Raw genomic sequence first — 24736 nt, forward strand, 5'->3', positions numbered from 1 at the left:
TATTAATACATTGATACACCGATACAGTATTAAATTAACATAGATACGATAAATTTCAACTAAGGAATCGGTATCATGCTTCAAGGAAAGGTAAAATTGATGGTCAATAGGCACCCCCACAGGCAGCGGGTTTTGGCGCTACTACTGCCCATTTGCATGGCAATACTCTTGCTGTCTCAGCCCACTTGGGCCAACCCAAAAGAAGAAGGCAAGACTGAGGCTTGCTATGTCGATGGTCTATCAGATCGTCTGCGTTGCGGCGTTATTACAGTGCCCGAAAACTATGACGCCCCCCAGGGAAAACAGATACAGATCCACTATCTGGTCCTACCCGCCATCAAGCCCAGCTTTGAAAAAGAAGCCCTGCTAGCCATCGCAGGCGGTCCTGGCCAGTCGGCCATAGATAACGCCGCCAGCTTCGACAAGATCTTTACTAAGGTGCGCCAGCAGCGCGATATTCTGCTGATCGATCAGCGCGGCACAGGTCTTTCAAACCCACTGACCTGCGACGGAGAGGGTTTCGAAGGCGGCCTGGCCTTTAATGAAGAGCAACTGGATATCGCCGCCGAGACCAAGGCCTGCCTTGATAAGCTTGATGCCGATGTCAGCCAATATGGCAGTGAAACCGCCCTCAAAGATTTCGAGGCGGTCAGACAAGCCCTTGGCTACCAAAAACTGCACCTGTATGGCATCTCTTACGGCACTCGTATGGCCCAGCTCTATATGCGCCACCATCCAGAAGCCTTGGCCACCGTCACCTTAGATGGTGTGGTCCCCATGCAGCAAAGTGTGATTAATATTGGCGATGCCATCACCCGCGCCATAGATCTGCTGCTAAAAGATTGCCAAAACAACGACCTGTGTCATCAACAATTCCCGAAACTTGGTGAAGAACTCGCCCAGGTTGAAACCCTGCTTAGCCAAGGTGCGGCGATCAGCCAGACACGCGACCCGCTAACCAATGCGCCCACTCAACTCGTGATGACCAAGGGCAAATTTATGGGCGCCATCCGCATGGCTCTCTACATGCCTAATGTCAGGGCACTACTGCCCCATGCCATCCATCAGGCAGCCCAGGGCAATTATCAGGCAATCACCGGACTTTACGCCCTTACCGTCAACAGCACAGGCATTGCAGCCGGCATGCACTCGGCCGTGGTTTGTGGCGAAGATTGGCACCGCTTTAGCGAGGCGGAGCGCGAGCGCTTAACACAGAGCTACTTCGGTAAAGAGATGATCAAGGCATTCGATCTCTCCTGCCCTATCTGGCAGATCCCACCTGTTAGCCTTGATTTTGCAGACCCCATTGCCAGTAGCCTCCCCACCTTATTGTTATCTGGCGAGATAGATCCCGCGACACCACCGAGCTGGGGCGAGCTGGCAACCGCAAAGCTGACCAATGCCAAACACTTCGTTGCCCCCTATGCCACCCATGGTGTGGCTTATCAGTCTTGCGCCAACACCCTTATCGCAGAACTGATCGGCAGCGGCAGCGTTGATGGACTCTCGCCAACCTGTTTAAACAATGATGTCAGTCGTAACTTCTACCTCAATGCCAACACGGTAGAAGCCATCCCGCAGGACACACTCAGCCAGAGCATCAGCCAGGCCAAGCTTAGTGACGACCAGCAGCAAGGAGTGCAACATGATTAAGGTATCGAATTTATCTAAGCGCATCGGCGAAGTGCAGGCGCTGAACGATCTGAGCTTCGAGGCCCTGGACGGCCAGATCACCGGCTTGCTGGGCCCCAATGGCGCAGGCAAGACCACCTGTCTACGCACCGTCTTTGGTCTGCTTAAGCCAGATCAAGGGATCGCCGAAATCGACGGCATAGATGTGGCCAAACAGCCTGTTGCCGCCAAGCAGCAGCTGGGACTGTTTCCCGATCCCTTCGGCCTGTATGAGCGCCTGACGCCCAGAGAGTACATTCGCTACTTTGCCGAGCTCAATGGTCTCTCCCGCGATCAGGCCAAGGCCGCCTCGGCCAAGGTGCTGGGCAAACTACATATGAATGATATTGCCGATCGTAAATGCAAGGGCTTCTCTCAGGGGCAGCGCATGAAGACGGCACTGGCCCAGGCGATTGTGCATGAGCCCACCAATATCATACTCGACGAACCGACTCGCGGCCTGGACGTGATGAGCACCCGGGTATTGCGTGACCTGCTAAAAGATCTTAAAGAAGCTGGACACTGTGTACTCTTCTCCAGCCATGTGATGCAGGAAGTTGCCGCCCTGTGTGATCGGGTGATCGTCATGGCCGAGGGACGAGTGGTCGCCGTTGGCAGCCCCCAAGAGCTCTGCCAACAGACAGGTAAGGACTCACTGGAAGATGCCTTTATCCAGCTAATCGGTACTGACGAGGGAATCGCAGCATGATCAGTTCAATTATTACTATGGTCAGAAAAGAGCTGACCGATGCCGCCAGAGACAAACGCTCTGTCATGGCCGGGCTCTATTATGCCATCGGCGCGCCGCTGATGATGTGTGGCATGTTTATGATCCTCATTGGCCAGATCACCAGCCCAGAGGCGCTCAACATCACCATCACCCATGGTGAGCGTGCCCCGGATCTGGTGAAATATCTCGCCAGCAACGAGATCAGCCAAGGCGAAGAGAGCGACCGCAAAGAGATAGAACTCGTCATCAGCCCTGACTACGCCGCCAACATGGCCAAGAGCCAGGCAGCCGAGATAGTGCTGATCGCCGACAACTCCAACGAGAAACTGCAGTCATCGATTCGCCGTCTGGAGAAGGCACTGCAACAATATAGTGCCGAGATGGGCAGCTTGCGACTTATCGCCCGCGGCATAGACCCTAAGGTGATGCAGCCCATCAAAGTTAAGGTGGAAGATCAGGCCACCTCTGATTCCAAGGGCGGAATGATCTTGGGCATCGCCATCTTCATGATGGTCTATGCGGTGTTTATCTCGGGCATGAACCTGGCCATCGACACCAGCGCCGGCGAGCGCGAGCGCAACTCCCTGGCACTGCTGCTCAGCCACCCGGTATCGACTCGCGATATCGTAGTGGCCAAGGTGGCGGCAGTTACTATTTTTGCCATGTTGGGGCTTATTCTCACCCTAGTGATCTCTAAAATCGCCTACGGCTTCGTGCCTTGGCAGGAGCTGGGCTTCTCGGTCAACATCAATGTCGACTTCATCCTCTTGATGCTGGCGATTGGCCTGCCCATCGCCCTGATGGCGGCGGCGCTACAGCTGTTTGTCTCCTTTATGGCCAAATCGTTTAAGGAGGCGCAGTCCTATCTCACCATAGTGCTGATCGTCCCCATGATGCTGTCGATGGCGGCGAGCTACAACATAGCCCCAGACACACTACAGTGGCTGCCGATATCGGGTCAGATGCAGGCACTGATCGCCTTCATCAAGGGCAAAGAGATCCCCATGCTGCAGCTGGCGCTCTCCAGCGCGATCACCTTTATCATCGCCCTGGCTCTGGCCTTTGGTATGGAACGCTCACTCAAGAGTGAAAAAATCGTCTTCGGACTCTAACCCCTACGGGCCTCCCAAGGAGGCCCAAACATGAGGAACCTGCTATGGATAAGCAACAAGTCGTCATGATCATCATGTTGGTGCTCGTGGCCGCAACCACCTTAAGTGAAATGTACAAGTACTACTTAAAACAGCAAAAGCGCAAGCAAGTGTCTGATAACACTGATGAGGTACTCAGGCTCAAGCAACACAATGAACAGCTGGAGCAAAGAGTCAGAGTGCTGGAACGCATAGTCACCGACAACGACTACCAATTGAAGCAGGAGTTTGAGACGCTCAGCCGCAATGCTTGAAGGCTTAAGCTTTTTCTCTTGTACCAGAGACCGCCTATGGTTTTATAATGGCGAAATACGATAAATCGCTTAAAAAATACAAGGTACAAGAGGATATAACCATTTCGTCAGCTGTTAAACGCACATTCGTTGGCCTGTTAGCCCTGAGTGGACTGTCGGGCTGCGCCAACGCATTGTGCGGCGCCCAGACAGATCACGCCACCAACCCGCTACAGAGAGAAAACACCCGCCTTGAGTGTGAGCGCCAAGTAATGAACGCCATAGACGAAAAAGAGCGCCAAGAGCAAAAAGAAAATGACGCTCTATTCAAGGCCCACATGGAAAAGCACACTAAGACCTCAAAGTAACGCTTGGACCTGCTCTGGCTCGACTCAAGCTCAGCCTCGGCGTTTGCCACAAACCAAGCCAGTCCGCTAGCAACAAGTGTGAGTGTTAAATTTTTGCCTATAGGCCCTCGGCGAGAGGCTGGTCAACTGAATGAACAGCTTTCGAAAGGAGCTGACATCTTCATAACCCACTCGGGCGACGATCTGCTCTAACGCCAACTCAGTGGTTTCCAACAAGCGTTTAGCCTCATCGACCCTCAGCCGCTGCATATAGCTGGCGGGGGTCTCATTAAGCGCCCGCTTAAAGCGGCGGATCAGAGTGCGCTTACCCACGGCAAACTTAGTGGCTACCTCATCGAGTAACCAATTTTGATTTAAGTTAGCCTGCATCCACTGCTGAATATTTCTGACCAACTCATCCTGGTGGTGCTCGGGGGTGATTGCCATGGTCATAAAGGGTTGCTGTGAACAGCGATTAGGATCGATCAGCAATATTTTAGCCATCTGCTGCGCCAACGACTCGCCCGCCAGCAGCCCAACCAAATGCAAGGCCAGGCTTAAATTTGAGGTGGTCGCCCCCGCGGTATGAAACTGACCGTCAGATACCACCAAGGAGTCCATGCAGAGCTTAACCCGCGCAAAATTACGCTCAAACATCTGTGACAACCACCAAACCGTTGTGGCTCGCCGGTTATCCAGCAGCCCTGAGGTCGCCAACATCAGCGTACCTGAACAATAGGCGGCGACAGGCTTACCCGTTTGCGCATAGGCTCTCAGAGGGGATAACAGGGGCAAAAAATCTTGCTGATATTGGTTAAATTCCGCCTTGTTGGTCACAAAGGCGGACGCCAGCACCACGGCATCGGCAGTTTGTAGCTGGGTATCGTCGGTCAAACCCATGGCCGCCAATTGGAAGCCTTGATTGGTGGTGATCGCCTTGCCATCGCCGGAGACGATATGGCAATGAAACAGGTCTTGAGTCGCATCAGGATTGAGCCTGCGATACAGGGCATTGGTAAAGCTAAATACATCAATCAGCCCCACTATGCCGCCGGCCACCACATTGCCCGCCGCCAGTATCATGATTGTCTTCATCCCTTCTCCCTCATCTAAGCACTTGTAACTTGTCACTTGTCACTTATCACCCTTATTTTGTCAATAATGACACTTCTGGCCTGTTTGTCGAGTTTTTATACTGACCACATTGCAAAAAGAAGGAGTAAGCAGATGAACACACGGACACTACACCTGATCCTAAGCCTGGGTTACTTGGGCATAAGCTGGACCCTGCTGCTATGGCTGCACTTTACCACCCAGCCCAACCTGTTCGGCCATTTTATTGCCATCCCCAGCCTGTTGTTATTTAGCGCCTTTAGCGCGCACCAGATCATCCGCAAGGGGCTATAAACGGGCAATAAAAAAGCCCAGCCAGAGCTGAGCTTTCTTGGATTCAGGTATGGCTTGCTGCCTATTTTGCCTTAGGTCTGAAAGGCTTGATCACTGACTCATCGCATTCCAGGTAAGGGCCTTCCATCAGATCGATGCAGTAAGGGATCGCAGGGAACACAGCGTCAAGACACTCACGGATCGACTTGGGCTTACCAGGCAGGTTGACGATCAGGCTGTCACCACGCAGACCCGCCGTTTGACGAGACAGGATAGCGGTCGGCACAAACTTGAGTGATTCGGCGCGCATTAGCTCGCCAAAGCCAGGCATCATGCGGTCACACACAGCCTCGGTTGCCTCCGGCGTCACGTCACGCTTAGCCGGGCCTGTGCCACCAGTGGTAACGATGAGACAACAATCTTGCTGATCGGCCATCTTAATCAAGGTCTGTTCGATAATAGGCTGCTCATCGGGAATGACTTCATAGACAGGCTCCCACTCCGAGGTGAGGTATTCCCCCAAGACCTCGATAATTGCCTTACCGGAAATGTCTTCATACACGCCTGCACTGGCGCGATCACTGACGGTAACTATGCCAATCTTTGCTTTTGCCATTCCACTTTTCCTTTGATTTTTTTGAGTCGCGAGCGGTGCTTGATGCCGCTCCATCGGTGCGCCCTAAAATAACATATTTTGTGCGTCACTAAAGCCGCCGAGACCGAATAACGCGATCCCATCGAGCAAAGCTAGGTCTGGCAGCAGGCAAGGGTCTCTTCCAGCAGATCGAGAAACGCCTGTTGATTGGCAATAATGGCTTCTAGATCGCCGCGCCGCGCATCTATCTCTACTTGTCGGGCAAGCTTTACCAGAGCGGTCATACTCAAGTTGCTGGCAGCGCCTTTGATGGCGTGTACACTTGAGCGAATGGCGTCGCAATCGGCCGAGTCTATGCCTGCGACAAAGGCATTTTTGTGGTGCAGCATCTCATCCACAAATACCTTTAGCACCTCATCGAGCAGCTCCTGATCGCCTGACATCAAGGCCAGGGCCCTGTCTCGATCAAACAGCGGATTGGCCTCCTCTATCGAAGCTGGTGCCACTTCTATTACTGGCTCATGGGTCATCGCAGATTCATAGTTTGGCTGACTCAGGGAGAACCAGCGATACAGACACTCTTTCAGTACCTCCAGCACCAAGGGTTTAGTCAGATAATCATCCATACCTGCACGTATACAATGCTCCCTGTCACCTTTCATCGCATTGGCAGTCAAAGCAATAATGGGCAGGGCGCAGAACTGACTGCCCCCTTGCCCCTCACGAATCGCCGCCGTCGCCTGAAACCCGTCCATCTCAGGCATCAGGCAATCCATCAGAATCAACAGATAGGGATTATCCTGCTTCGCCGACAGCAGCTCCAAGGCTTCTCGACCATTGTTAACCACATCGGCCTCAACGCCCAGTTGGTGTAACATCCCCAGTGCAACCATCTGATTGACCTTGTTGTCCTCCACCACCAGCACCTTAGGCTTGTCTGTCATACTGGGTTTAACAATCGGCTCTATGCTGGGCTCATACTCCTGTTCCAGCGGCTGATCCGACAGGGCGCGGATCAGCTGGCCAATGTTCAATGGCCGCCCCAGATGAGGCACTCTGGCATCTTGTTTCTCAAACTCTAATTGCTGCCAATGGGCGAGTAGCGGCAAGACTATGGCACTTTGCTCTTCGGCCAACTGGCGCCAACGACTCAGCTCGCCGGAAAAGGTCTCCCGCTCGGCGGAGAAACTATAAATGATGACATCTGAAGCGGGAATGGCTTGGTTCGCATCGAGAAATGTCACCTTAGCTCCCCAGCTGGTGAGCAACTCTCCTAGCATCTGCTCGAAGTCATTCAATTGGCCCATTAACGTGACTCGCTCAGGCGCCAAGCCTGTTCGCCAACCTTGATCCCCATCCGTTTGAGCTGGCTGCTGAGCCAGGGTAAAGCTAAAGATACTCCCCACTTCCTGCTGGCTCTCGACCGTTATCTCCCCCTGCATTAACTCACACAAGCGTTTCGCGATAGAGAGGCCCAGACCTGTGCCGCCAAACATACGGGTCGTCGAGCTGTCGCCCTGAATAAAGGGGTTAAACAACATGGCGAGCTTTTCTTTGGCTATGCCTATGCCGGTATCTTCAACCTCACAGCAAAATTGCAGCGCTCCCGACTCTGTTTTCCAATTTGACAACCTAAGGGCAATCCATCCCTCATCGGTAAACTTAATGGCATTGCCAATCAGATTCATCAAGATCTGGCGCAATCGGCTGGGATCACCCACCACATAGCGGTACTCTAATTGACTGATATCCAAGAACAAGGGCAGATGTCGTTCTTCTAACTTTAGCGTTACCGACTGCACAAACTGATCGATAAGCTCCACCAAGTCGAACTCGATTGCCTCAATCTCAAATTTACCTGACTCTATCTTGGAAAAGTCGAGAATGTCATTTAGCAGCGACAACAAAGACTCAGCGCTGGTGGAGGCCACATCCACATAACGCTTTTGCATTGGCGACAACTCAGTCTCAGCCAGCAGCCCTAAGATACCGATCACGCCATTCATCGGCGTGCGTAACTCATGGCTCATGCAGGCTAAGAAGTCCTCCTTGATCTTGGCGGCGACTTCCGCCTTCTCACGAGCCTCTGAGAGCGCCCAGTTATTGAACTCCATCTCTTGAGCGTAAGACTCGATTTTGCGCTCATTAATCTTCATCCGAGTCAGGTCTTCGACACAGACAAAGTATCCTTCAACCTTGCCGTCATCGCCGATGTCGGGCACATAGGTGATATGGAAAAATCTAGGCTGTTTCTGTGCATCTAAGGTTTCTGCCTCAAACACCTGCTTCTTGCCTTCAAGCACCCCCTGCTGATAAGGCTGGATCAGCTGATAGACATCCTGAGGTAATACCGCCTCGACCTTTTGGTCTAATACCTGCTCTTCTGACTTGCCAAACCATTGAAGGTAATGCTGATTAATAAAGCGATAGCGGGTTCTGGCGTCCACATAGGCCAACTGAATAGGAATCACATTGGTGATGTTATCGATATATCGCCGTGATTTATCCAGCTCTAACTGCTTCTGGTTACGGGCGCGGACGGCTTCGTTATAGCTGTTTACCAAGACACCAAACTCATCTTCATTGTCCAGGCGGATGATCTTATGGCCACCAAAGGCCTCAATTTGACGCCGAATACGGCGAATGGGATCAAGCAATACCTTGTGCTGCACAAAGAGGTTTACCACCAGTAAGATGGCAAAGCCTAGTAATAGAATGCCCACATAATGGAATAGCTCTTTAGAGCTATGTGCCTCGATGTCACTGGCATCGTATTTGACATAGAGTACATAGGCCCTAAGTCGCTGCTGCTCTGGCGAGATGAGATAAACCTGCTGCACCTTGTGCACCATGCTCCCCTTGCGCAACACCTCCTTGACACTCTGCTTATCGCTAACATGATTTATCATCTCGACCAACTCAGGCGCCAAGTTACCCGACAATGCTCCCCCCTGATATTGGGACAGATTATCGGCCACTATCTGCTTCAGGCGAGGATCGAATAACATCAAACGCCTGATACTGCCTTGGGCAGCGATACTATTAACGACTCGACGCATGTTACTAAAGTCAGTACTGACCTCAAGGGCAAGTCGAAGCGAGACAGAGACCTGAGCAATCTCATTATCCACCTGATGCTCGGTGCGCTCCAACATCTCCTCGTAATAGTAAAGGGCAATCAAACCAGAGATGATCAAGGCACACACTAAAGTAGCCAGATTCAGCTTATAGACAATGCCCTGGGCTATCTTGTCTCGATACTCGCGCAGCATAGACTAGTGCTCTTGATAAAAGAGATTATCGATATGAGCACAGTCGGATTCTATCGACTCTATCTTCACTAAGGTCTGACAAACACTATGACCCAAGGCCTTCAGCTTATCAGGCTGATGAAATAGCTTGTTTTGTTCATCACGACTAAGCAACTTGAGATCCATAAGCGCCGCCTCAAAGTCAGCCACCGGTAAACCTTCCCGCTGCGCCATAATCGCAATCGCCTCATCGGGATACTCTTGCAGATAGTCCATCGCCATCTGCCACGCCTTTTGGATCTGACCCACCAGCTCCGGATGCTTAGCCAATACCGCAGAGGAGATAGACAGAGTATCTAACACCTCCTCGGGGATCTCCTTGGTAGAAAATAGCTCTTGATAGTTACCTGTAGACTGTATCTCCACCGAGTAGGGCGGATAGGTTACCATAGCGTCAATCTTGCCAATGGCTAAAGCACTGGCTCCTGCACCCTGCTCCACATTGATGATCTTCACATCATCAAGCTGCATCTGATACAGATTTAATGCCCGCTCCAACACAAAGATCCCCAGCGAACTGACCTCACAACCTATGGTTTTGCCCCTAAGCGCCTGCATGTTCTCCACAGAATTAGGTGCAATAATCACATCACCACCATCGGAATAATCGGCTAACAGCACGACCTTAACGGGTTGCCCATCCAAGGCTTCCACCTGAATCGCCTCTATCATAGTGCTGGCAAAGCCATCGACATAACCGGTTAAGTAAGCACGCTGGGCATCGGACAAAGTTGAGACCTGTACCAGCTCAATGTTGGCGCCCACCTGAGTGAAAAAACCTTTCTGTTTCGCTAGGTATAACAGCTCATACCCAGGCCAAGGGTTCAGGGCTAGGGTGATCGGCTCCTCCACCTTCTTAGGTTCACAAGCGGTGAGCAGTAACGCTGTTAGCAACAGAAAAATTCCCTTTATCATTTTTATCATTCCTTAATCTTCTTCTACCGTAAGATAGGCACCGTCCTGATAGCAAACCACTCGGTTTCGTCCATCAGCCTTTGCCTTATAAACGGCCTCATCGGCCAACACCAAAAGGTGTGATAGATCGGCATTATGGTAGTTCGCGGTCACCACACCAAAACTGCCGGTCACCTCCAGTCCCATAGGTTTAAGTCGCGCCAACTGCTGACGGACATATTCCGTTTTCTCTCTTGCGATATCCAGGCCACACTCCATGAGGATCACAAACTCCTCCCCCCCCATGCGCGCCACCAGATCTTCTTTGCGAAAGCTCTCCTGTAGCAATTTAGCCACCGCCTGTAGCACGAGATCGCCAACATGATGACCATTGAAATCGTTGATTTTTTTGAAATGATCCAGATCCAGCATCACGATAGCCAATTCGCTTCGATGGCGAACCATGCTAGAAAGGCTCTGAGCGGCACGCTCAGCGAGAAAATGACGGTTATAAAGGCCCGTAAGTTGATCATGCAGCGCCATGAACTTAAGTTTATCGCTATGCTGCTTAAGCTGAATATGGGTGGAGACTCTGGCACGCACTATAGCTGGTCGTATCGGTTTAGTAATGTAGTCAACCGCACCTATCTCCAGCCCCTTCTGCTCATCCTCATCTGAGTCTTTAGCAGTCACAAAAATGATAGGGATATCTGCGGTCTCAGGATCTGCCTTCAACTGACGACACACCTGATAACCATCCAGACCGGGCATAATGACATCCAGCAGAATAATATCAGGCTTCTGTTTGGCTACCTTAAGACACTCTTCGCCGCTTTCGGCTGTCCAGACCTGATACATATCCTTAAGGCATTGCCTCATGATCAGGACATTAGTCTTAACGTCATCTACCACCAGCACTACTGATTGTTCGTCCATGCAATCCCCTAATCAGCCCAGGTCAATTAGCCACAATGTTTCAAAAGGATAGAGATATTTTTAAGTGTAGCAGAAAGGATTTTTTCATCCTGAAAACTCATGAGCGGCCCCATTCAATACGCAAAATCATCACTGGCATCAACGTAGAAACAAAAAGGCCAATCCTATGGATTGGCCTTTCGAGCAAGATACGCCTAGAAGCGATAGATTTAACCGATAACCGACTTAGTTTCCCACTGAATCACGTCATGGAGGCAAGAAAACGGCTACACAGCTAGGCCAACCGCGACACCAGATGCCCAGGCCCACTGAAAATTGAAGCCTCCGAGCCACCCGCTGACATCCATCACCTCACCTGCAAAGTAGAGCCCTGGCACCTTCTTGCTCTGCATATCTTTAGAAGAGAGCTCGTTAGTATCCACGCCACCTAAGGTCACCTCGGCAGTGCGATAGCCTTCAGTACCGTTCATCAAAAGCTGCCAGTTATGAAGATTATCTGCCACTTGGTCACGCTGGGCATGCACCAGCTGATTAAGTGCCATGTTGAGTAGTGCCTCATCGAACAACACCTCAACCAGTCGCTTGGGCAACCACTGGGACAGGGTATTACGCAGACTCTGCTTGGGGTGATTGGCCAACGCCTCGCTCAAGGCCTCTGCGGCATCGAGCTGAGGCAGCAGGTTAATCGAGATACTTTCGCCTGGCTGCCAGTAGTTGGAGATCTGTAAAATCGCCGGACCAGAAAGGCCTCTGTGGGTAAACAGCAGCGCCTCACTAAACTGAGTGCCGTCTTTAGCGGTAATGGTACTGGGCACTGCGATACCCGATAGCGGCTCAAATTTCTGCTTCTGCTCACTGTGCCAGGTAAAAGGCACCAGGCCTGCGTGAGTCGGCAACACCTTAAGACCAAACTGCTCGGCGATCTGATAGCCAAACGGCGAGGCGCCCAATTTGGGCATAGAGAGCCCACCAGTCGCCACCACCAAAGACTCACAGCGGTATGCACCCTTGCTGGTTTCCAGCATAAACAGGCCATCTTCCTGCTTGGTGATTGAGAGAATATCGGTACGCAGTTGCACCTGTGCGCCCGCCCACTCACACTCGGTCATCAGCATGGTCACTATCTCTTTGGCCGAGTCGTTACAGAACAGCTGGCCATGATCCCGCTGGTGATATTCGATGCCATGACGCTCAACCAACTCAATAAAATCTTGCGATGAGTAACGCGCTAAAGCCGACTTCACGAAATGGGGATTGGCGCAGATAAAGTTACCCGGTTCCACCTTAAGATTAGTAAAATTGCAACGACCACCGCCGCTGATCAAGATCTTGCGCCCCGCCTGTTTGCCGTTATCTAACACCAAGACATCTCGACCACGATAGCCCGCTGTCGCCGCGCACATGAGGCCCGCCGCGCCCGCACCGATAATGATCACGTCATGATGTTTCACTTAAATACCGCCTCAAACAAGTTAATAGCTAACGGACGCAAAGTCCTAACATCCACTAAGTAGATGGAATGGCGCAATATGTCTGGAACATTTTTGGCCTTGCACAAATCCCCTCTTTCACCGTACTTGGTGATCGGGGATAAATATGTCCATATACAAAAAAGGGCGCTATTTTAGCACCCTTTGTTCGATTTAGCATGAGTCGCCGATGGCCGCTATTCGCTGTCTGCCGTCTCCGACTTTTTCTCTCTCGCTAACAAGTCTTTGGCCGCCTCATGTGGCGTGCCGCCTTGATAGAGCACCTTATACACCTGTTCAGTGATCGGCATCTCGACACCAAGACGCTTAGCCAAGGTATAGACCTCTTTGGTATTACGATAGCCTTCAACCACCTGACCAATTTCAGCCTGGGCGGTATCGACATCTTTACCCTGACCTAGGGCTAAACCAAAACGACGATTACGCGACTGATTGTCGGTACAGGTCAACACCAGATCACCCAGACCCGCCATCCCCATAAAGGTAGACGGCTGAGCACCAATGGCTTCACCCAATCGTGTAAGTTCAACCAAGCCTCGAGTGATCAAAGCAGTACGGGCGTTAGCACCAAAGCCTATGCCATCTGACATACCGGCGCTGATAGCGATCACATTCTTTACTGCGCCACCAAGCTGCAGACCAATAAAATCGTCATTGGCATAGACACGCAACCGCTTAGGGCTGTGCAGCAGCTCGACCAGATCATTGGTAAAGGTTTCATCGGTACCAGCAACTGAGATAGCGGTTGGCAAGCCAGCCGCCAGCTCTTTGGCAAAAGTGGGACCCGACAAGACCGCCAACGGATATTCATCACCTAAGATTTCTCGCGCCACTTCTTGCAGCAAACGACCCGTTTCAGGTTCAAGACCTTTAGTCGCCCAGACAATACGCGCATCTTTGCGCAGCAGAGGCTTAGCCTGCTTCAGTACCAGACCAAATACATGGCTTGGCACCACCACCAACACATTGTTAGAGGCAGCGAGGGCGGTTGCAAGATCCGCTTCGGGAATCAAAAGGTCCGGTAATGCAATACCGGGCAGAAACGCCTCATTGGATCGATCACGCTTAAGGTTCTCGATATGATCGGGCTCATGGCCCCAAATAAGGGTTTTATGTCCGTTACTGGCTAGAGAAATAGCAAGGGCGGTGCCATAAGAGCCCGCCCCCAGTACCGTAATATCGGCAGTATTGTTCATGCGTAATTAAGCGTTCGCTTCTGCGGCTTCACCAGCAGCTTCGGCTTGCGCCTGACGCTGTTGAACATACTGTGCAAACAGCGCGTCAAAGTTAACTGGAGCCAGGTTTAGTTGTGGGAAAGTACCACGAGCAACCAGGCTACCAACAACTTCGCGAGCATATGGGAACAGTACGTTAGGGCAATATGCACCTAGAGAGTGAGCCAGTTGCTGTTCAGTCAGACCTGCGATAGCGAAGATACCAGCCTGTTGTACTTCACATAGGAAAGCAGTTTCTTCACCGTTTTTAGCCGTCACAGTAAGAGAAAGGACAACTTCATAAACATCATCAGCCAGCTTAGCGCTGCGAGTGTCTAGGTCTAGTTTAACTTCTGGGTTCCACTCTTTCTGGAAAACAGCTGGGCTGTTTGGTGTTTCGAAAGAGATATCTTTAGTGTAAACACGTTGAATGTTGAACTGTGGACCCTGTTGTTCGTTATTTACTGCTTCAGCCATAATTTCCTACCTAATCAATTTTGTTCGATTCATCCAATGAGAAGAATCATCTTTAGGGCCTTTGTTACTCGAGTCCTAATTTAGACCTCAGCCACCATCCCGATTTAGTATTCCTTAAATCTCACCTATGGGTGGATTTAAGCCATTTTTTATAAGAGATGACACTCTAATCAAAGATGCTTTACAAAAGCAATCCTTGTGTGGGTTATCTTTTGGTTTTGGCAACAGGTAAGTTATTTTGTTGCCATTCGCTCATCCCACCCTTGAGGTTATACACAGACTCAAAGCCTGCTTTAACCATCAATTGAGCTGCTTGCGACGAGGTCATTCCTGCATTGCATACCATTATAATGGGACTGGCTTTGAACTTTTCAAGGGCAGATGTCTGATTATTTTTAATTTCAGACAAAGGCAGGTTAATCGCATCAACGATATGACCTTTTTTAAACTCTTCCTTGGAGCGCACATCAACCACCTTGGCGTCTTGTTTGTTAATTAACAAGGTTGCTTGCTGATGATCTACTGTTTTCACTTTTGAGATACTAGACTTAAAAACGCTCACGATAAGCGCTGCAAACAAGCCCACCCAGGCAAGACTTAGCATAGGGTTGGCTTTAAAAAATTCGATATATTCTTGCATTATTTTCGGCCTACTTCTGTGGCTTTAAAGACGGTTTGGGCTGAGAGTATAACCGATTGTCAAAGCAGATTGCAGCATGTTGTTCATCCCAGGCGGGAGGCTGATATTGAGAGAACCCTTAATTTGTGACGGGCTCGATAACTGCTATCGAAGTAAATCGCTTTTTGATCGCCCTCGTACGTAGTAATATTTATCCAATTTCAGAATTCTAGTTTTCTTTTTAACGTTAATAGGTACCACCATGACGACACGCAAACGCCCATTGGCACTGCTGATCCTCGATGGCTGGGGTTACCGTGAAAATACCCATATGAACGCGGTATATCACGCCAACACTCCTGTCTTAGATCGCCTCAACAAAGAATACCCCAATAGCCTGATCTCAGGCTCGGGGCTGGATGTCGGCCTGCCCGACGGCCAAATGGGTAACTCAGAAGTCGGCCACATCAACATAGGCTCTGGCCGCGTGGTCTATCAAGAACTGACCCGCATAGGCAAGTCAATTGAAGATGGCGAGTTCGACCATAATCCAGCCTTTGTCGAAGCGATCGACAAAGCTATCGCTGCAGACGGTGCGGTGCATATCATGGGCCTGCTCTCTCCGGGCGGCGTTCACAGCCATGAAAGCCATATTCAAGCCATGTGTCAGATGGCCGCTAAGCGTGGCGCTAAGAAAGTTTACTTACATGCCTTCCTCGATGGTCGTGACACTCCACCGAGAAGCGCTAAGTCTAGCCTGGCACATTTCAATGAGATGTTTGCCGAGCTGGGTACCGGCCGTATCGCCTCGTTAATTGGCCGTTACTACGCCATGGACAGAGACAACCGCTGGGATCGTGTCTCTCAGGCCTACGAACTAATCACCCAGGGCAAGGCGCTGCACCAGTATCAAGATGCCGTTGAGGCCCTTGAAGCCGCTTATAGCCGTGATGAAAACGACGAGTTTGTTGCCAGCTCGGCCATTACAGACGCAGACGGTCAGGTCGCCAGCCTGAATGATAACGACGCACTGATATTCATGAACTTCCGCGCCGACCGCGCACGTCAGATCACCCGTAGTTTCGTCGATCCGAACTTCGACGGCTTCGAACGTGCGGTAACGCCTAAGATCAACTTCGTCATGCTGACCGAGTACGCCGCCGATATTAAGGCCGCTATTGCTTATCCTTCGGTGGATCTGGTCAACACCCTGGGCGAAGTGCTGCAAAACAACGGCAAGACGCAGCTGCGTATCTCGGAAACCGAGAAGTACGCCCACGTCACCTTCTTCTTTAATGGCGGCAAAGAGGAGCCATTTGAGGGTGAAGAGAGAATTCTTATCCAATCGCCTAAGGTCGCTACCTATGACCTGCAGCCAGAGATGAGTTCGACCGAGTTAACCGACAAGTTGGTTGAAGCCATAGAATCAACCAAATATGACGTGATCATCTGTAACTACCCTAACGGCGATATGGTGGGCCATACCGGTAACTTCGACGCGGCGGTTAAAGCCTGTGAAGCGGTCGACACCTGTATCGGTCGTGTCGTTGAAGCGCTGGCCAAGGTAGATGGTGAATGTTTGATCACCGCTGACCATGGTAACGCAGAGCAGATGACAGATGAGCAAACTGGTCAGGCCCATACGGCACACACCAGTGAACTCGTGCCGCTGATCTATGTTGGCCGTAAGGGTGAGATCTCGCCAAACGGAAGATTAAGTGATTTAGCACCAACCATGTTAACCTTGATGGGACAAACTGTGCCGTCAGAGATGACAGGGCGCTCTATCATTACCCTAAGCGAGTAACGACTCTTTGCTTAAACGATTTGGTTTCTATAAAGCCAGCATACTTGCTGGCTTTATCATGCTCTCTTGTACTGTTCAGGCCGCTGACCTGAAGCAGCGTCAATCCGAACTCGAAGCCATCCAGAAACAGATAAGCAGCCAGCAATCGGCCCTTAAAGACACCAGTCGTCAACATGAAAGTCTGATAGATCTCCTCAAGAAAGATGAGCAAGCCATCGCCGAAGCCGCCAAGAAGGTCACCCGGACCCAGGCATCACTGGCACAGACAGATGAGAAACTGGCCGAGTTAAACAGCCGTAAGACAGAATTAGATAACCTAAAGAAGAAACAACAAAAAACCCTATCGAATCAGTTAGCCAGCGCCTACCTGGCAGGCAACCACGACTACACTAAAATGCTGCTCAATCAGCAGAGTCCGGCAACCATAGAACGACTACTCGCCTACTACCAATTCCTCAACAAGGCGAGAATGGACTCCATAGAGCAACTACAGCAGACAATGACAGAGCTGACGACTATTGAGTCAGAGCAAAAGACCCAACAAGCTAAGCTCAATGAGCTGATCCTCAATCAACAGCAACAGGCCAAGGTTCTCACCCAAGAGCAGCACCAGCGTCAACAGACCCTGAAACAGATTGAGCGCACCCTTAACTCCCATGGTGCCAAGTTAGAACAACTACAAATTGAAGAGGCCAGTTTAAAACGCGTTGTCGAACAAGCCCTAAAAGCGATGAAAGACAACCCTAGCATGGAAGGACTGTCGAGCCGTCAAAAGCTAAGCTGGCCAACCAAAGGACGCATTCGCGCCGGCTTTGGTAGTCGCCGCTCCGGCGAAGTGAAATGGAAAGGGGTCATGATGGCCGCGCCCGAAGGGCAGAATATTAATGCCATCGCCTCAGGCAAGGTGATCTATGCCGACTGGCTCAGGGGCTTTGGTATGGTGATGGTCGTCGATCATGGCAAGGGCTATATGAGTCTGTATGGTCATGCTCAAACACTACTCAAAAATGCCGGCGACAGCGTCAACAAGGGCGAGACCATAGCTTTGGTTGGTCGCTCGGGTGGACAAACAGAACCTGGCCTATACTTTGAAGTAAGGCATAAGGGGCAAGCCGTCGATCCTGCGAGATACTGCAGGCGATAATGCGACAACGACCCCGAGTGATGGGGGAGGTTGTCCATGTCTCAATTAATTCGTTATTTCAGCTGCGTCGCCTTAGGCCTGACGCTTGGTCTCTCCATCACTTTGTTTGGCCACGAAAACGCCAAAGAGTACCAAGCTAAGGTCAACTACCCCTTACTGATCGATATCATCAGCACTATCGAAACCTACTATGTCGATAAACTTTCCCAGGAAGAGCTAATCCAAGCCGCCATCGATGGGGTATTCGCCAAGTTAGATCCTTATTCAAACTTCCTCGACAGCCAGGCCTTTTCCGATATCAAGGATGCCAATAAGGGGGAATACTTTGGCTTTGGTATCGAGATAGCCACAGATCAGAATCAGGTGACCATCATCAGCCCCTTTCCCCATTCACCGGCGGCCAATGCTGGGATTCAGCCAGGGGATCGCATTATCAAGGTGAATAACGAAACCGTTACGGCTAAGCAATTGGATAATGTACTCGAGGAGATCAAATTCCACAGCAAACACAATCTGGCCATCAACCTTTCCCTCAGCCGCGCCAACTCCGAGACCCTTTTCGATGTGACTCTCACGCCCAGCCTGATTGACGTTAATTCAGTTGAAGCCAAACTCCTCGACAACGGCGTTGGCTATATCAAGCTCTCCAGCTTTCAAGACGATTCTACCGAAGATTTGATCAAGCAGCTCACAGAGTGGCAAAACCAGCCCATGACAGGCCTGATTTTAGATCTACGCAACAACCCTGGCGGCTTATTAGATCAGGCCATTAAGATAGCCGACATTTTCCTCGCTAAGGGGCGAATAGTGTCAACCAGGGGCCGCTTCTTCGACGCCAACTCAGACTACTTTGCCTCGCCACAAACCATGTTCTCCAAGTTGCCGCTTACAGTATTAATTAACAAGGGATCGGCTTCTGCCTCCGAGGTACTGGCCGCGGCGCTGCAGGAGAATAAACGCGCGACCCTGATAGGCGAAAAGAGCTTCGGTAAAGGCACAGTGCAAAGCCTTATCCCAACTCTGATAGAGGGTAATGCCATCAAGCTCACCATAGCCCATTACACCACCCCTAAAGGACAAGACATACATGCCATTGGCATTGCGCCGGATATAAATATCCCCAGCGAGACTATGACTGCCGAGCAAAGTATGCCTATAATCCCTGAGCAATCACCCCATGATGACCTTGCCCAGGATCAGATAGTCCAATCGGCAATCTCATGGATAAAAACAAATAGTTAGTGAATAAAAAAACAGTGCGCTTATTACTCTTATTAGCTGTCTTATTTACCACACAATTCGTCAACGCCGCCCAGGTCTCCATCATCATAGATGATATCGGTTATCGTCAAACCGACGAGGCCGTATTGGCGCTGCCAACTACCGTTACCCTTTCCGTGATACCCCACACGCCACTGGGCGAAAAGCTCGCTGCTATCGGCCATAGTAAAGGTCATGAGATCATGCTGCACCTGCCCATGCAAGCCCTCAACGGCAAGGCTCTGGGACCAGGCGGACTCACTAACCAAATGAACGAAAAAGAGTTCAAACAAGCGGTTCAAGACGCGTTTGAAAGCATCCCCTATGCCCGCGGAGTCAATAATCACATGGGCAGCCTGTTAACCCAACTCGAAGCACCTATGAGTTGGCTAATGGAAAGCCTCAAGCAAAAAGAGAGTTACTTTATCGATAGCATGACCACGAGGTACAGCAAGGCGGGAGAGGCTGCCGACAAGCAGGGTATTCCTTTGTTAAGACGTCAGCTATTTTTAGATAACGATGTGTCGCCACAGGCATTAGAGAAACAGTTTAACCAGCTGATAAAATTAGCAAATAAAGAAGGTAAGGTGATAGTGATAGCTCACCCTTACCCTGAGACCATACGCTTCTTGCAGGCTAATCTACCTAGGCTTACCGATGAAGGGATCAACTTAGTTAACTCATCGAGACTCTTGCCTTATCGCATCGCACAAAAACAACAAAATACCGGCGATAAGGCACACTTAAGATAGAGAATTAGATCTCTAATACTGGAATGGAAAGGTCAGGCAAAAGCGCCTTAAGCTCCTCACGGTTACTAACAATGTCTGCCAGAGTGTATTGATCTAGCACAGCCAGATAAGCATTCACCGCCTCAGCTAATACACCTTTTAGCTGGCATGCAGGTAAAAAGCGACAATAAGGCTTGCTACAATCAATGGGCGAGAGCGAATTCTCCAGAGTACGAACCAAGGTGCCAATATTAATCTGATCGGCAGGCTTACCTAACTTGAAACCACCGGCCTTGCCGCGCACCGTATGCAAATATCCCTCTTTACCAAGATGATGGACAATTTTAGACACATGGTTCGCCGACAGATCGAACACTTCTGTGATCTCCGCAATTCTGAACAGAGTGTCTCTTTCTGGCGATAAGGCCAGGTACATTAACGTACGAATACCAAAGTCTGTATAACGAGTTAACTGCATAACCAACCTTCTAAGATTGCGTCGCCGCTTCTAAAGATGTTATCAACCAAAGTGCTTCCTCTGCCGTTGAGCCGCAAACTTCCGGTTCGGCAATGAAGCGATCACACAGCGCCGGACGCTCAGGATGACCGAATATCTTGCAAAGATTCTGCTCATCTAACTGGATGCAACGCATCCCTGCCGGTTTGCCTTGGGGCATACCGGGAATAGGGCTGGTGATCGACGGCGCTATACAACAAGCACCACATCCGAGACGACAATTCATAGCGCATTATACCCATATTTGCGTAGCTTGTTAGTCATTAAGATCACAGCCTCAATCTGAGATCTCATAAAGCTTAGCCTCACCTAATAGTAAAAGAGATAAAACCGAGATTTCCTTATATCGCAAGGTAAACAAAGAATCTCACCCCCCAGTAGTTTAAGCCCCTTATTCAGTCCTCAAATGGATGGCTGTAGCTGCGAGCTAAGGTGCAAGGCGCCTGTTATGCCAGCTTCGAGTCATACATCAGATATTTACTCAACGCTCATCTCACATGGGGGAGTAAGACATCCGTTTATCAAGCGAAGCTTGATGGATGGCAGGAGCGCGAAGCAGCTAGACTACGAGCTGAGGGTCTAATGAATAAAAAGGAAAGGCGCCTGTCATGAGCTTCGAGCCAGAGACTAACTCCGTCAATCTCACATGGGGGCGAAAGGCATCCGCTAATCAAGCGAAGCTTGATGGATGGCTGGAGCGCGAAGCAGCTAAGCTGCGAGCTGAGGGGGCCACACTGCGTAAGCAGCTTTGGGCTGCATGTGAAGGAGGTGCTTTCGCGAAGCGTATAAACGAAAAAATCCCCAACACAGTGTGCTGGGGATTCTTCGACTCTCTTTCGAGAATAAATAGGCGTCTGGAAATGACCTACTCTCACATGGGGAGACCCCACACTACCATCGGCGCGATTGCGTTTCACTTCTGAGTTCGGGATGGGATCAGGTGGGACCACAATGCTATGGTTTCCAGACAAATTCTTACTGGTTAATTCTTCGTCTGACGGCATTGTTTCCTCGCTACAGTGCTCATGTACTCCAGTACACTCCGCGCTTCGCTTCGTCACGGCTTTGTCAGCCAAACAATTACCTGCGTAATTAACCAAAATAGTAAATTTAGAAAGCTGTTTGAGTTCGCACTTCAATCAAGTACTTGTATTCTTCTGATTCAGTAACCATTGCTTACGAAACCCTTTTGGGTTGTATGGTTAAGCCTCACGAGTCATTAGTACAGGTTAGCTCAACGCCTCACAACGCTTACACACCCTGCCTATCAACGTCCTAGTCTCGGACGGCTCTTTAGAGACCTTAAAGGTCTAGGGATGACTCATCTTAGGGCTCGCTTCCCGCTTAGATGCTTTCAGCGGTTATCGATTCCGAACGTAGCTACCGGGCAATGCCATTGGCATGACAACCCGAACACCAGCGGTTCGTCCACTCCGGTCCTCTCGTACTAGGAGCAGCTCCCTTCAATCATCCAACGCCCACGGCAGATAGGGACCGAACTGTCTCACGACGTTCTGAACCCAGCTCGCGTACCACTTTAAATGGCGAACAGCCATACCCTTGGGACCGACTTCAGCCCCAGGATGTGATGAGCCGACATCGAGGTGCCAAACACCGCCGTCGATATGAACTCTTGGGCGGTATCAGCCTGTTATCCCCGGAGTACCTTTTATCCGTTGAGCGATGGCCCTTCCATTCAGAACCACCGGATCACTATGACCTGCTTTCGCACCTGCTCGACGTGTATGTCTCGCAGTTAAGCTGGCTTATGCCATTGCACTAACCGTACGATGTCCGACCGTACTTAGCCAACCTTCGTGCTCCTCCGTTACTCTTTGGGAGGAGACCGCCCCAGTCAAACTACCCACCAGGCACTGTCCTCAACCCCGATTCAGGGGCCAGAGTTAGAACATCAACACTACAAGGGTGGTATTTCAAGGTTGACTCCACGAGAACTGGCGTTCCCGCTTCAAAGTCTCCCACCTATCCTACACATGTAGGGTCAATGTTCAGTGCCAAGCTATAGTAAAGGTTCACGGGGTCTTTCCGTCTAGCCGCGGGTATACGGCATCTTCACCGCAATTTCAACTTCACTGAGTCTCGGCTGGAGACAGCGTGGCCATCATTACGCCATTCGTGCAGGTCGGAACTTACCCGACAAGGAATTTCGCTACCTTAGGACCGTTATAGTTACGGCCGCCGTTTACCGGGGCTTCGATCATGAGCTTCTCCGAAGATAACCCAATCAATTAACCTTCCGGCACCGGGCAGGCGTCACACCGTATACGTCATCTTGCGATTTTGCACAGTGCTGTGTTTTTGATAAACAGTTGCAGCCACCTGGTATCTGCGACTGCCGTCAGCTTAGGGAGCAAGTCCCATCACCAACAGCAGCGTACCTTCTCCCGAAGTTACGGTACCATTTTGCCTAGTTCCTTCAGCCGAGTTCTCTCAAGCGCCTTGGTATTCTCTACCCGACCACCTGTGTCGGTTTGGGGTACGATTCCTGCTAACCTGAAGCTTAGAAGATTTTCCTGGAAGCATGGCATCAACTACTTCAGTTCCGTAGAACCTCGTCATCAACTCTCAGTATTAGGTACCCGGATTTGCCTAAGTACCCTACCTACAGTCTTAAACGCGGACAACCAACGCCGCGCTAGCCTAGCCTTCTCCGTCTCTCCATCGCAGTTAGCAGAAGTACGGGAATATTAACCCGTTTCCCATCGACTACGCCTTTCGGCCTCGCCTTAGGGGTCGACTTACCCTGCCCCGATTAACGTTGGACAGGAACCCTTGGTCTTTCGGCGTGGAGGTTTTTCACCCCCATTATCGTTACTCATGTCAGCATTCGCACTTCTGATACCTCCAGCGTGGGTTACCCCTTCACCTTCAACGGCTTACAGAACGCTCCTCTACCGCACTAGCGCAAGCGCTAGTACCCATAGCTTCGGTGTATTGCTTAGCCCCGTTAAATCTTCCGCGCAGGCCGACTCGACTAGTGAGCTATTACGCTTTCTTTAAATGATGGCTGCTTCTAAGCCAACATCCTAGCTGTCTAAGCCTTCCCACATCGTTTCCCACTTAGCAATAACTTTGGGACCTTAGCTGATGGTCTGGGTTGTTTCCCTTTTCACGACGGACGTTAGCACCCGCCGTGTGTCTCCCGAGTAGTACTCATTGGTATTCGGAGTTTGCAAAGGGTTGGTAAGTCGGGATGACCCCCTAGCCTTAACAGTGCTCTACCCCCAATGGTATTCGCTCGAGGCGCTACCTAAATAGCTTTCGAGGAGAACCAGATATCTCCCGGTTTGATTGGCCTTTCACCCCCAGCCACAAGTCATCACCGCATTTTTCAACATACGTGTGTTCGGTCCTCCAGTTGATGTTACTCAACCTTCAACCTGCCCATGGCTAGATCACCGGGTTTCGGGTCTACACCTTGCAACTAAACGCGCAGTTAACACTCGGTTTCCCTACGGCTCCGCTATTCGCTTAACCTCGCTACAAAATGTAAGTCGCTGACCCATTATACAAAAGGTACGCAGTCACGGTCTCAAGAACCGCTCCCACTGCTTGTACGTATACGGTTTCAGGTTCTATTTCACTCCCCTCACAGGGGTTCTTTTCGCCTTTCCCTCACGGTACTGGTTCACTATCGGTCAGTCAGGAGTATTTAGCCTTGGAGGATGGTCCCCCCATATTCGAACAAGATATCACGTGTCCCGTCCTACTCGTTTTCACCTAAAGTTAGTTTTCATGTACGGGGCTATCACCCTGTATCGCTGTGCTTTCCAACACATTCCACTAACACCCTCTAGGCTTAAGGGCTAATCCCCGTTCGCTCGCCGCTACTAGGGGAATCTCGGTTGATTTCTTTTCCTAAGGGTACTTAGATGTTTCAGTTCCCCTCGTTCGCCTCATTAAGCTATGTATTCACTTAATGATGACAGCTTATGCTGCCGGGTTTCCCCATTCGGACATCGTTAGCTCAAATGCTTGTTACTAGCTCGCCAACGCTTTTCGCAAGTTACTACGTCCTTCATCGCCTCTGACTGCCAAGGCATCCACCGTATACGCTTAGTCACTTAACCATACAACCCAAATGAGTTTCATCTGAGTCGCATCGCAACTAATGGTTTCAACTTTCGCCAAAAGAATACTCAATGCACTTGATTAAAGTGTGTTTTGAGAACTCAATTATTTTTTCGCGCTAATGCTACAAA

21 protein-coding genes and 2 rRNA genes are annotated in these 24736 nt (G+C 50.5%); 10 read left to right on the forward strand and 13 right to left on the reverse strand.

The genetic code is table 11. From position 1 onward, the window contains the following. Positions 1-75: 75 nt before the first annotated feature. The 5 genes from CFF01_RS18725 to CFF01_RS18745 are packed head-to-tail and all read left to right on the forward strand — an operon-like array spanning position 76 to position 4153. Entirely contained in the window at positions 76-1653 is a 1578-nt protein-coding gene (locus CFF01_RS18725) for an alpha/beta hydrolase (protein WP_408640498.1), read from the forward strand. Then, positions 1646-2380, forward strand: coding sequence for an ABC transporter ATP-binding protein (locus CFF01_RS18730; RefSeq protein WP_033540487.1), 735 nt, complete (start codon positions 1646-1648; stop codon positions 2378-2380). The genes CFF01_RS18725 and CFF01_RS18730 overlap by 8 nt, the downstream gene beginning before the upstream one ends. Further along, positions 2380-3513 (forward strand): ABC transporter permease, encoded by a 1134-nt coding sequence (locus CFF01_RS18735; protein ID WP_033540498.1) that lies wholly within the window; start codon positions 2380-2382, stop codon positions 3511-3513. The genes CFF01_RS18730 and CFF01_RS18735 overlap by 1 nt, the downstream gene beginning before the upstream one ends. Positions 3514-3557: 44 nt before the next feature. Further along, a complete protein-coding gene (locus tag CFF01_RS18740; protein ID WP_088905800.1) occupies positions 3558-3806 on the forward strand; it encodes a hypothetical protein in 249 nt (82 codons plus the stop codon). Between the two features lie 47 nt (positions 3807-3853). Beyond that, positions 3854-4153 (forward strand): hypothetical protein, encoded by a 300-nt coding sequence (locus tag CFF01_RS18745; RefSeq protein WP_088905801.1) that lies wholly within the window; start codon positions 3854-3856, stop codon positions 4151-4153. 66 nt (positions 4154-4219) lie between these two features. On the opposite strand, the gene CFF01_RS18750 is transcribed toward CFF01_RS18745, so the two are convergent. Beyond that, positions 4220-5227: a GlxA family transcriptional regulator gene (locus tag CFF01_RS18750; RefSeq protein ID WP_088905802.1), complete on the reverse strand. Its 1008-nt coding sequence runs from the start codon at positions 5225-5227 to the stop codon at positions 4220-4222. A gap of 132 nt (positions 5228-5359) precedes the next feature. On the opposite strand from CFF01_RS18750, the gene CFF01_RS18755 reads away from it, so the two are divergent. Next, positions 5360-5539: a hypothetical protein gene (locus tag CFF01_RS18755; RefSeq protein WP_033540491.1), complete on the forward strand. Its 180-nt coding sequence runs from the start codon at positions 5360-5362 to the stop codon at positions 5537-5539. Between the two features lie 61 nt (positions 5540-5600). On the opposite strand, the gene mog is transcribed toward CFF01_RS18755, so the two are convergent. The 8 genes from mog to CFF01_RS18800 form a co-directional block, all read right to left on the reverse strand. Then, positions 5601-6134: a molybdopterin adenylyltransferase gene (mog, locus tag CFF01_RS18760; protein ID WP_033540824.1), complete on the reverse strand. Its 534-nt coding sequence runs from the start codon at positions 6132-6134 to the stop codon at positions 5601-5603. A 131-nt stretch (positions 6135-6265) separates the two neighbouring features. Continuing rightward, on the reverse strand, positions 6266-9385 hold the full coding sequence (locus CFF01_RS18765) for an ATP-binding protein (protein ID WP_088905803.1): 3120 nt from the start codon (positions 9383-9385) through the stop codon (positions 6266-6268). Between the two features lie 3 nt (positions 9386-9388). After that, positions 9389-10339 (reverse strand): ABC transporter substrate-binding protein, encoded by a 951-nt coding sequence (locus CFF01_RS18770; RefSeq protein WP_232479480.1) that lies wholly within the window; start codon positions 10337-10339, stop codon positions 9389-9391. 12 nt (positions 10340-10351) lie between these two features. Beyond that, positions 10352-11254: a diguanylate cyclase gene (locus CFF01_RS18775; RefSeq protein WP_033540826.1), complete on the reverse strand. Its 903-nt coding sequence runs from the start codon at positions 11252-11254 to the stop codon at positions 10352-10354. Positions 11255-11520: 266 nt separating this feature from the next. Beyond that, the gene (locus tag CFF01_RS18785; RefSeq protein WP_088905806.1) at positions 11521-12705 is read right to left on the reverse strand and encodes a BaiN/RdsA family NAD(P)/FAD-dependent oxidoreductase; all 1185 of its coding nucleotides are present in this window, start codon (positions 12703-12705) and stop codon (positions 11521-11523) included. A 215-nt stretch (positions 12706-12920) separates the two neighbouring features. Continuing rightward, positions 12921-13940 (reverse strand): NAD(P)H-dependent glycerol-3-phosphate dehydrogenase, encoded by a 1020-nt coding sequence (gpsA, locus tag CFF01_RS18790; RefSeq protein WP_033540828.1) that lies wholly within the window; start codon positions 13938-13940, stop codon positions 12921-12923. Positions 13941-13946: 6 nt separating this feature from the next. After that, positions 13947-14435, reverse strand: a complete 489-nt coding sequence (gene secB, locus CFF01_RS18795) for a protein-export chaperone SecB (protein ID WP_033540829.1) — start codon at positions 14433-14435, stop codon at positions 13947-13949. Between the two features lie 205 nt (positions 14436-14640). After that, positions 14641-15075: a rhodanese-like domain-containing protein gene (locus CFF01_RS18800; protein ID WP_033540830.1), complete on the reverse strand. Its 435-nt coding sequence runs from the start codon at positions 15073-15075 to the stop codon at positions 14641-14643. 241 nt (positions 15076-15316) lie between these two features. Between CFF01_RS18800 and gpmM the strand changes: the two genes are divergently transcribed. The 4 genes from gpmM to CFF01_RS18820 are packed head-to-tail and all read left to right on the forward strand — an operon-like array spanning position 15317 to position 20017. Further along, positions 15317-16861: a 2,3-bisphosphoglycerate-independent phosphoglycerate mutase gene (gene gpmM / locus CFF01_RS18805; RefSeq protein WP_088905807.1), complete on the forward strand. Its 1545-nt coding sequence runs from the start codon at positions 15317-15319 to the stop codon at positions 16859-16861. Positions 16862-16919: 58 nt separating this feature from the next. After that, entirely contained in the window at positions 16920-18005 is a 1086-nt protein-coding gene (locus CFF01_RS18810) for a murein hydrolase activator EnvC family protein (RefSeq protein ID WP_088906008.1), read from the forward strand. Between the two features lie 36 nt (positions 18006-18041). Further along, on the forward strand, positions 18042-19247 hold the full coding sequence (locus tag CFF01_RS18815) for a S41 family peptidase (protein ID WP_033540833.1): 1206 nt from the start codon (positions 18042-18044) through the stop codon (positions 19245-19247). 14 nt (positions 19248-19261) lie between these two features. Beyond that, positions 19262-20017: a divergent polysaccharide deacetylase family protein gene (locus tag CFF01_RS18820; RefSeq protein ID WP_088906009.1), complete on the forward strand. Its 756-nt coding sequence runs from the start codon at positions 19262-19264 to the stop codon at positions 20015-20017. Positions 20018-20021: 4 nt separating this feature from the next. Here the strand turns inward: CFF01_RS18820 and CFF01_RS18825 are convergent, their stop codons facing one another. The 4 genes from CFF01_RS18825 to CFF01_RS18840 all read right to left on the reverse strand — a co-directional run bounded on the left by CFF01_RS18825 (position 20022) and on the right by CFF01_RS18840 (position 24604). Further along, positions 20022-20474, reverse strand: coding sequence for an Rrf2 family transcriptional regulator (locus tag CFF01_RS18825; protein WP_033540834.1), 453 nt, complete (start codon positions 20472-20474; stop codon positions 20022-20024). 10 nt (positions 20475-20484) lie between these two features. Further along, positions 20485-20739: a YkgJ family cysteine cluster protein gene (locus CFF01_RS18830; protein WP_081953874.1), complete on the reverse strand. Its 255-nt coding sequence runs from the start codon at positions 20737-20739 to the stop codon at positions 20485-20487. 626 nt (positions 20740-21365) lie between these two features. Next, positions 21366-21481 (reverse strand): 5S ribosomal RNA (gene rrf, locus CFF01_RS18835). Between the two features lie 230 nt (positions 21482-21711). Further along, positions 21712-24604, reverse strand: a 23S ribosomal RNA gene (locus CFF01_RS18840). Between the last annotated feature and the right edge of the window lie 132 nt (positions 24605-24736).

Source organism: Shewanella marisflavi (genome assembly GCF_002215585.1).
Lineage (GTDB): Bacteria > Pseudomonadota > Gammaproteobacteria > Enterobacterales > Shewanellaceae > Shewanella > Shewanella marisflavi.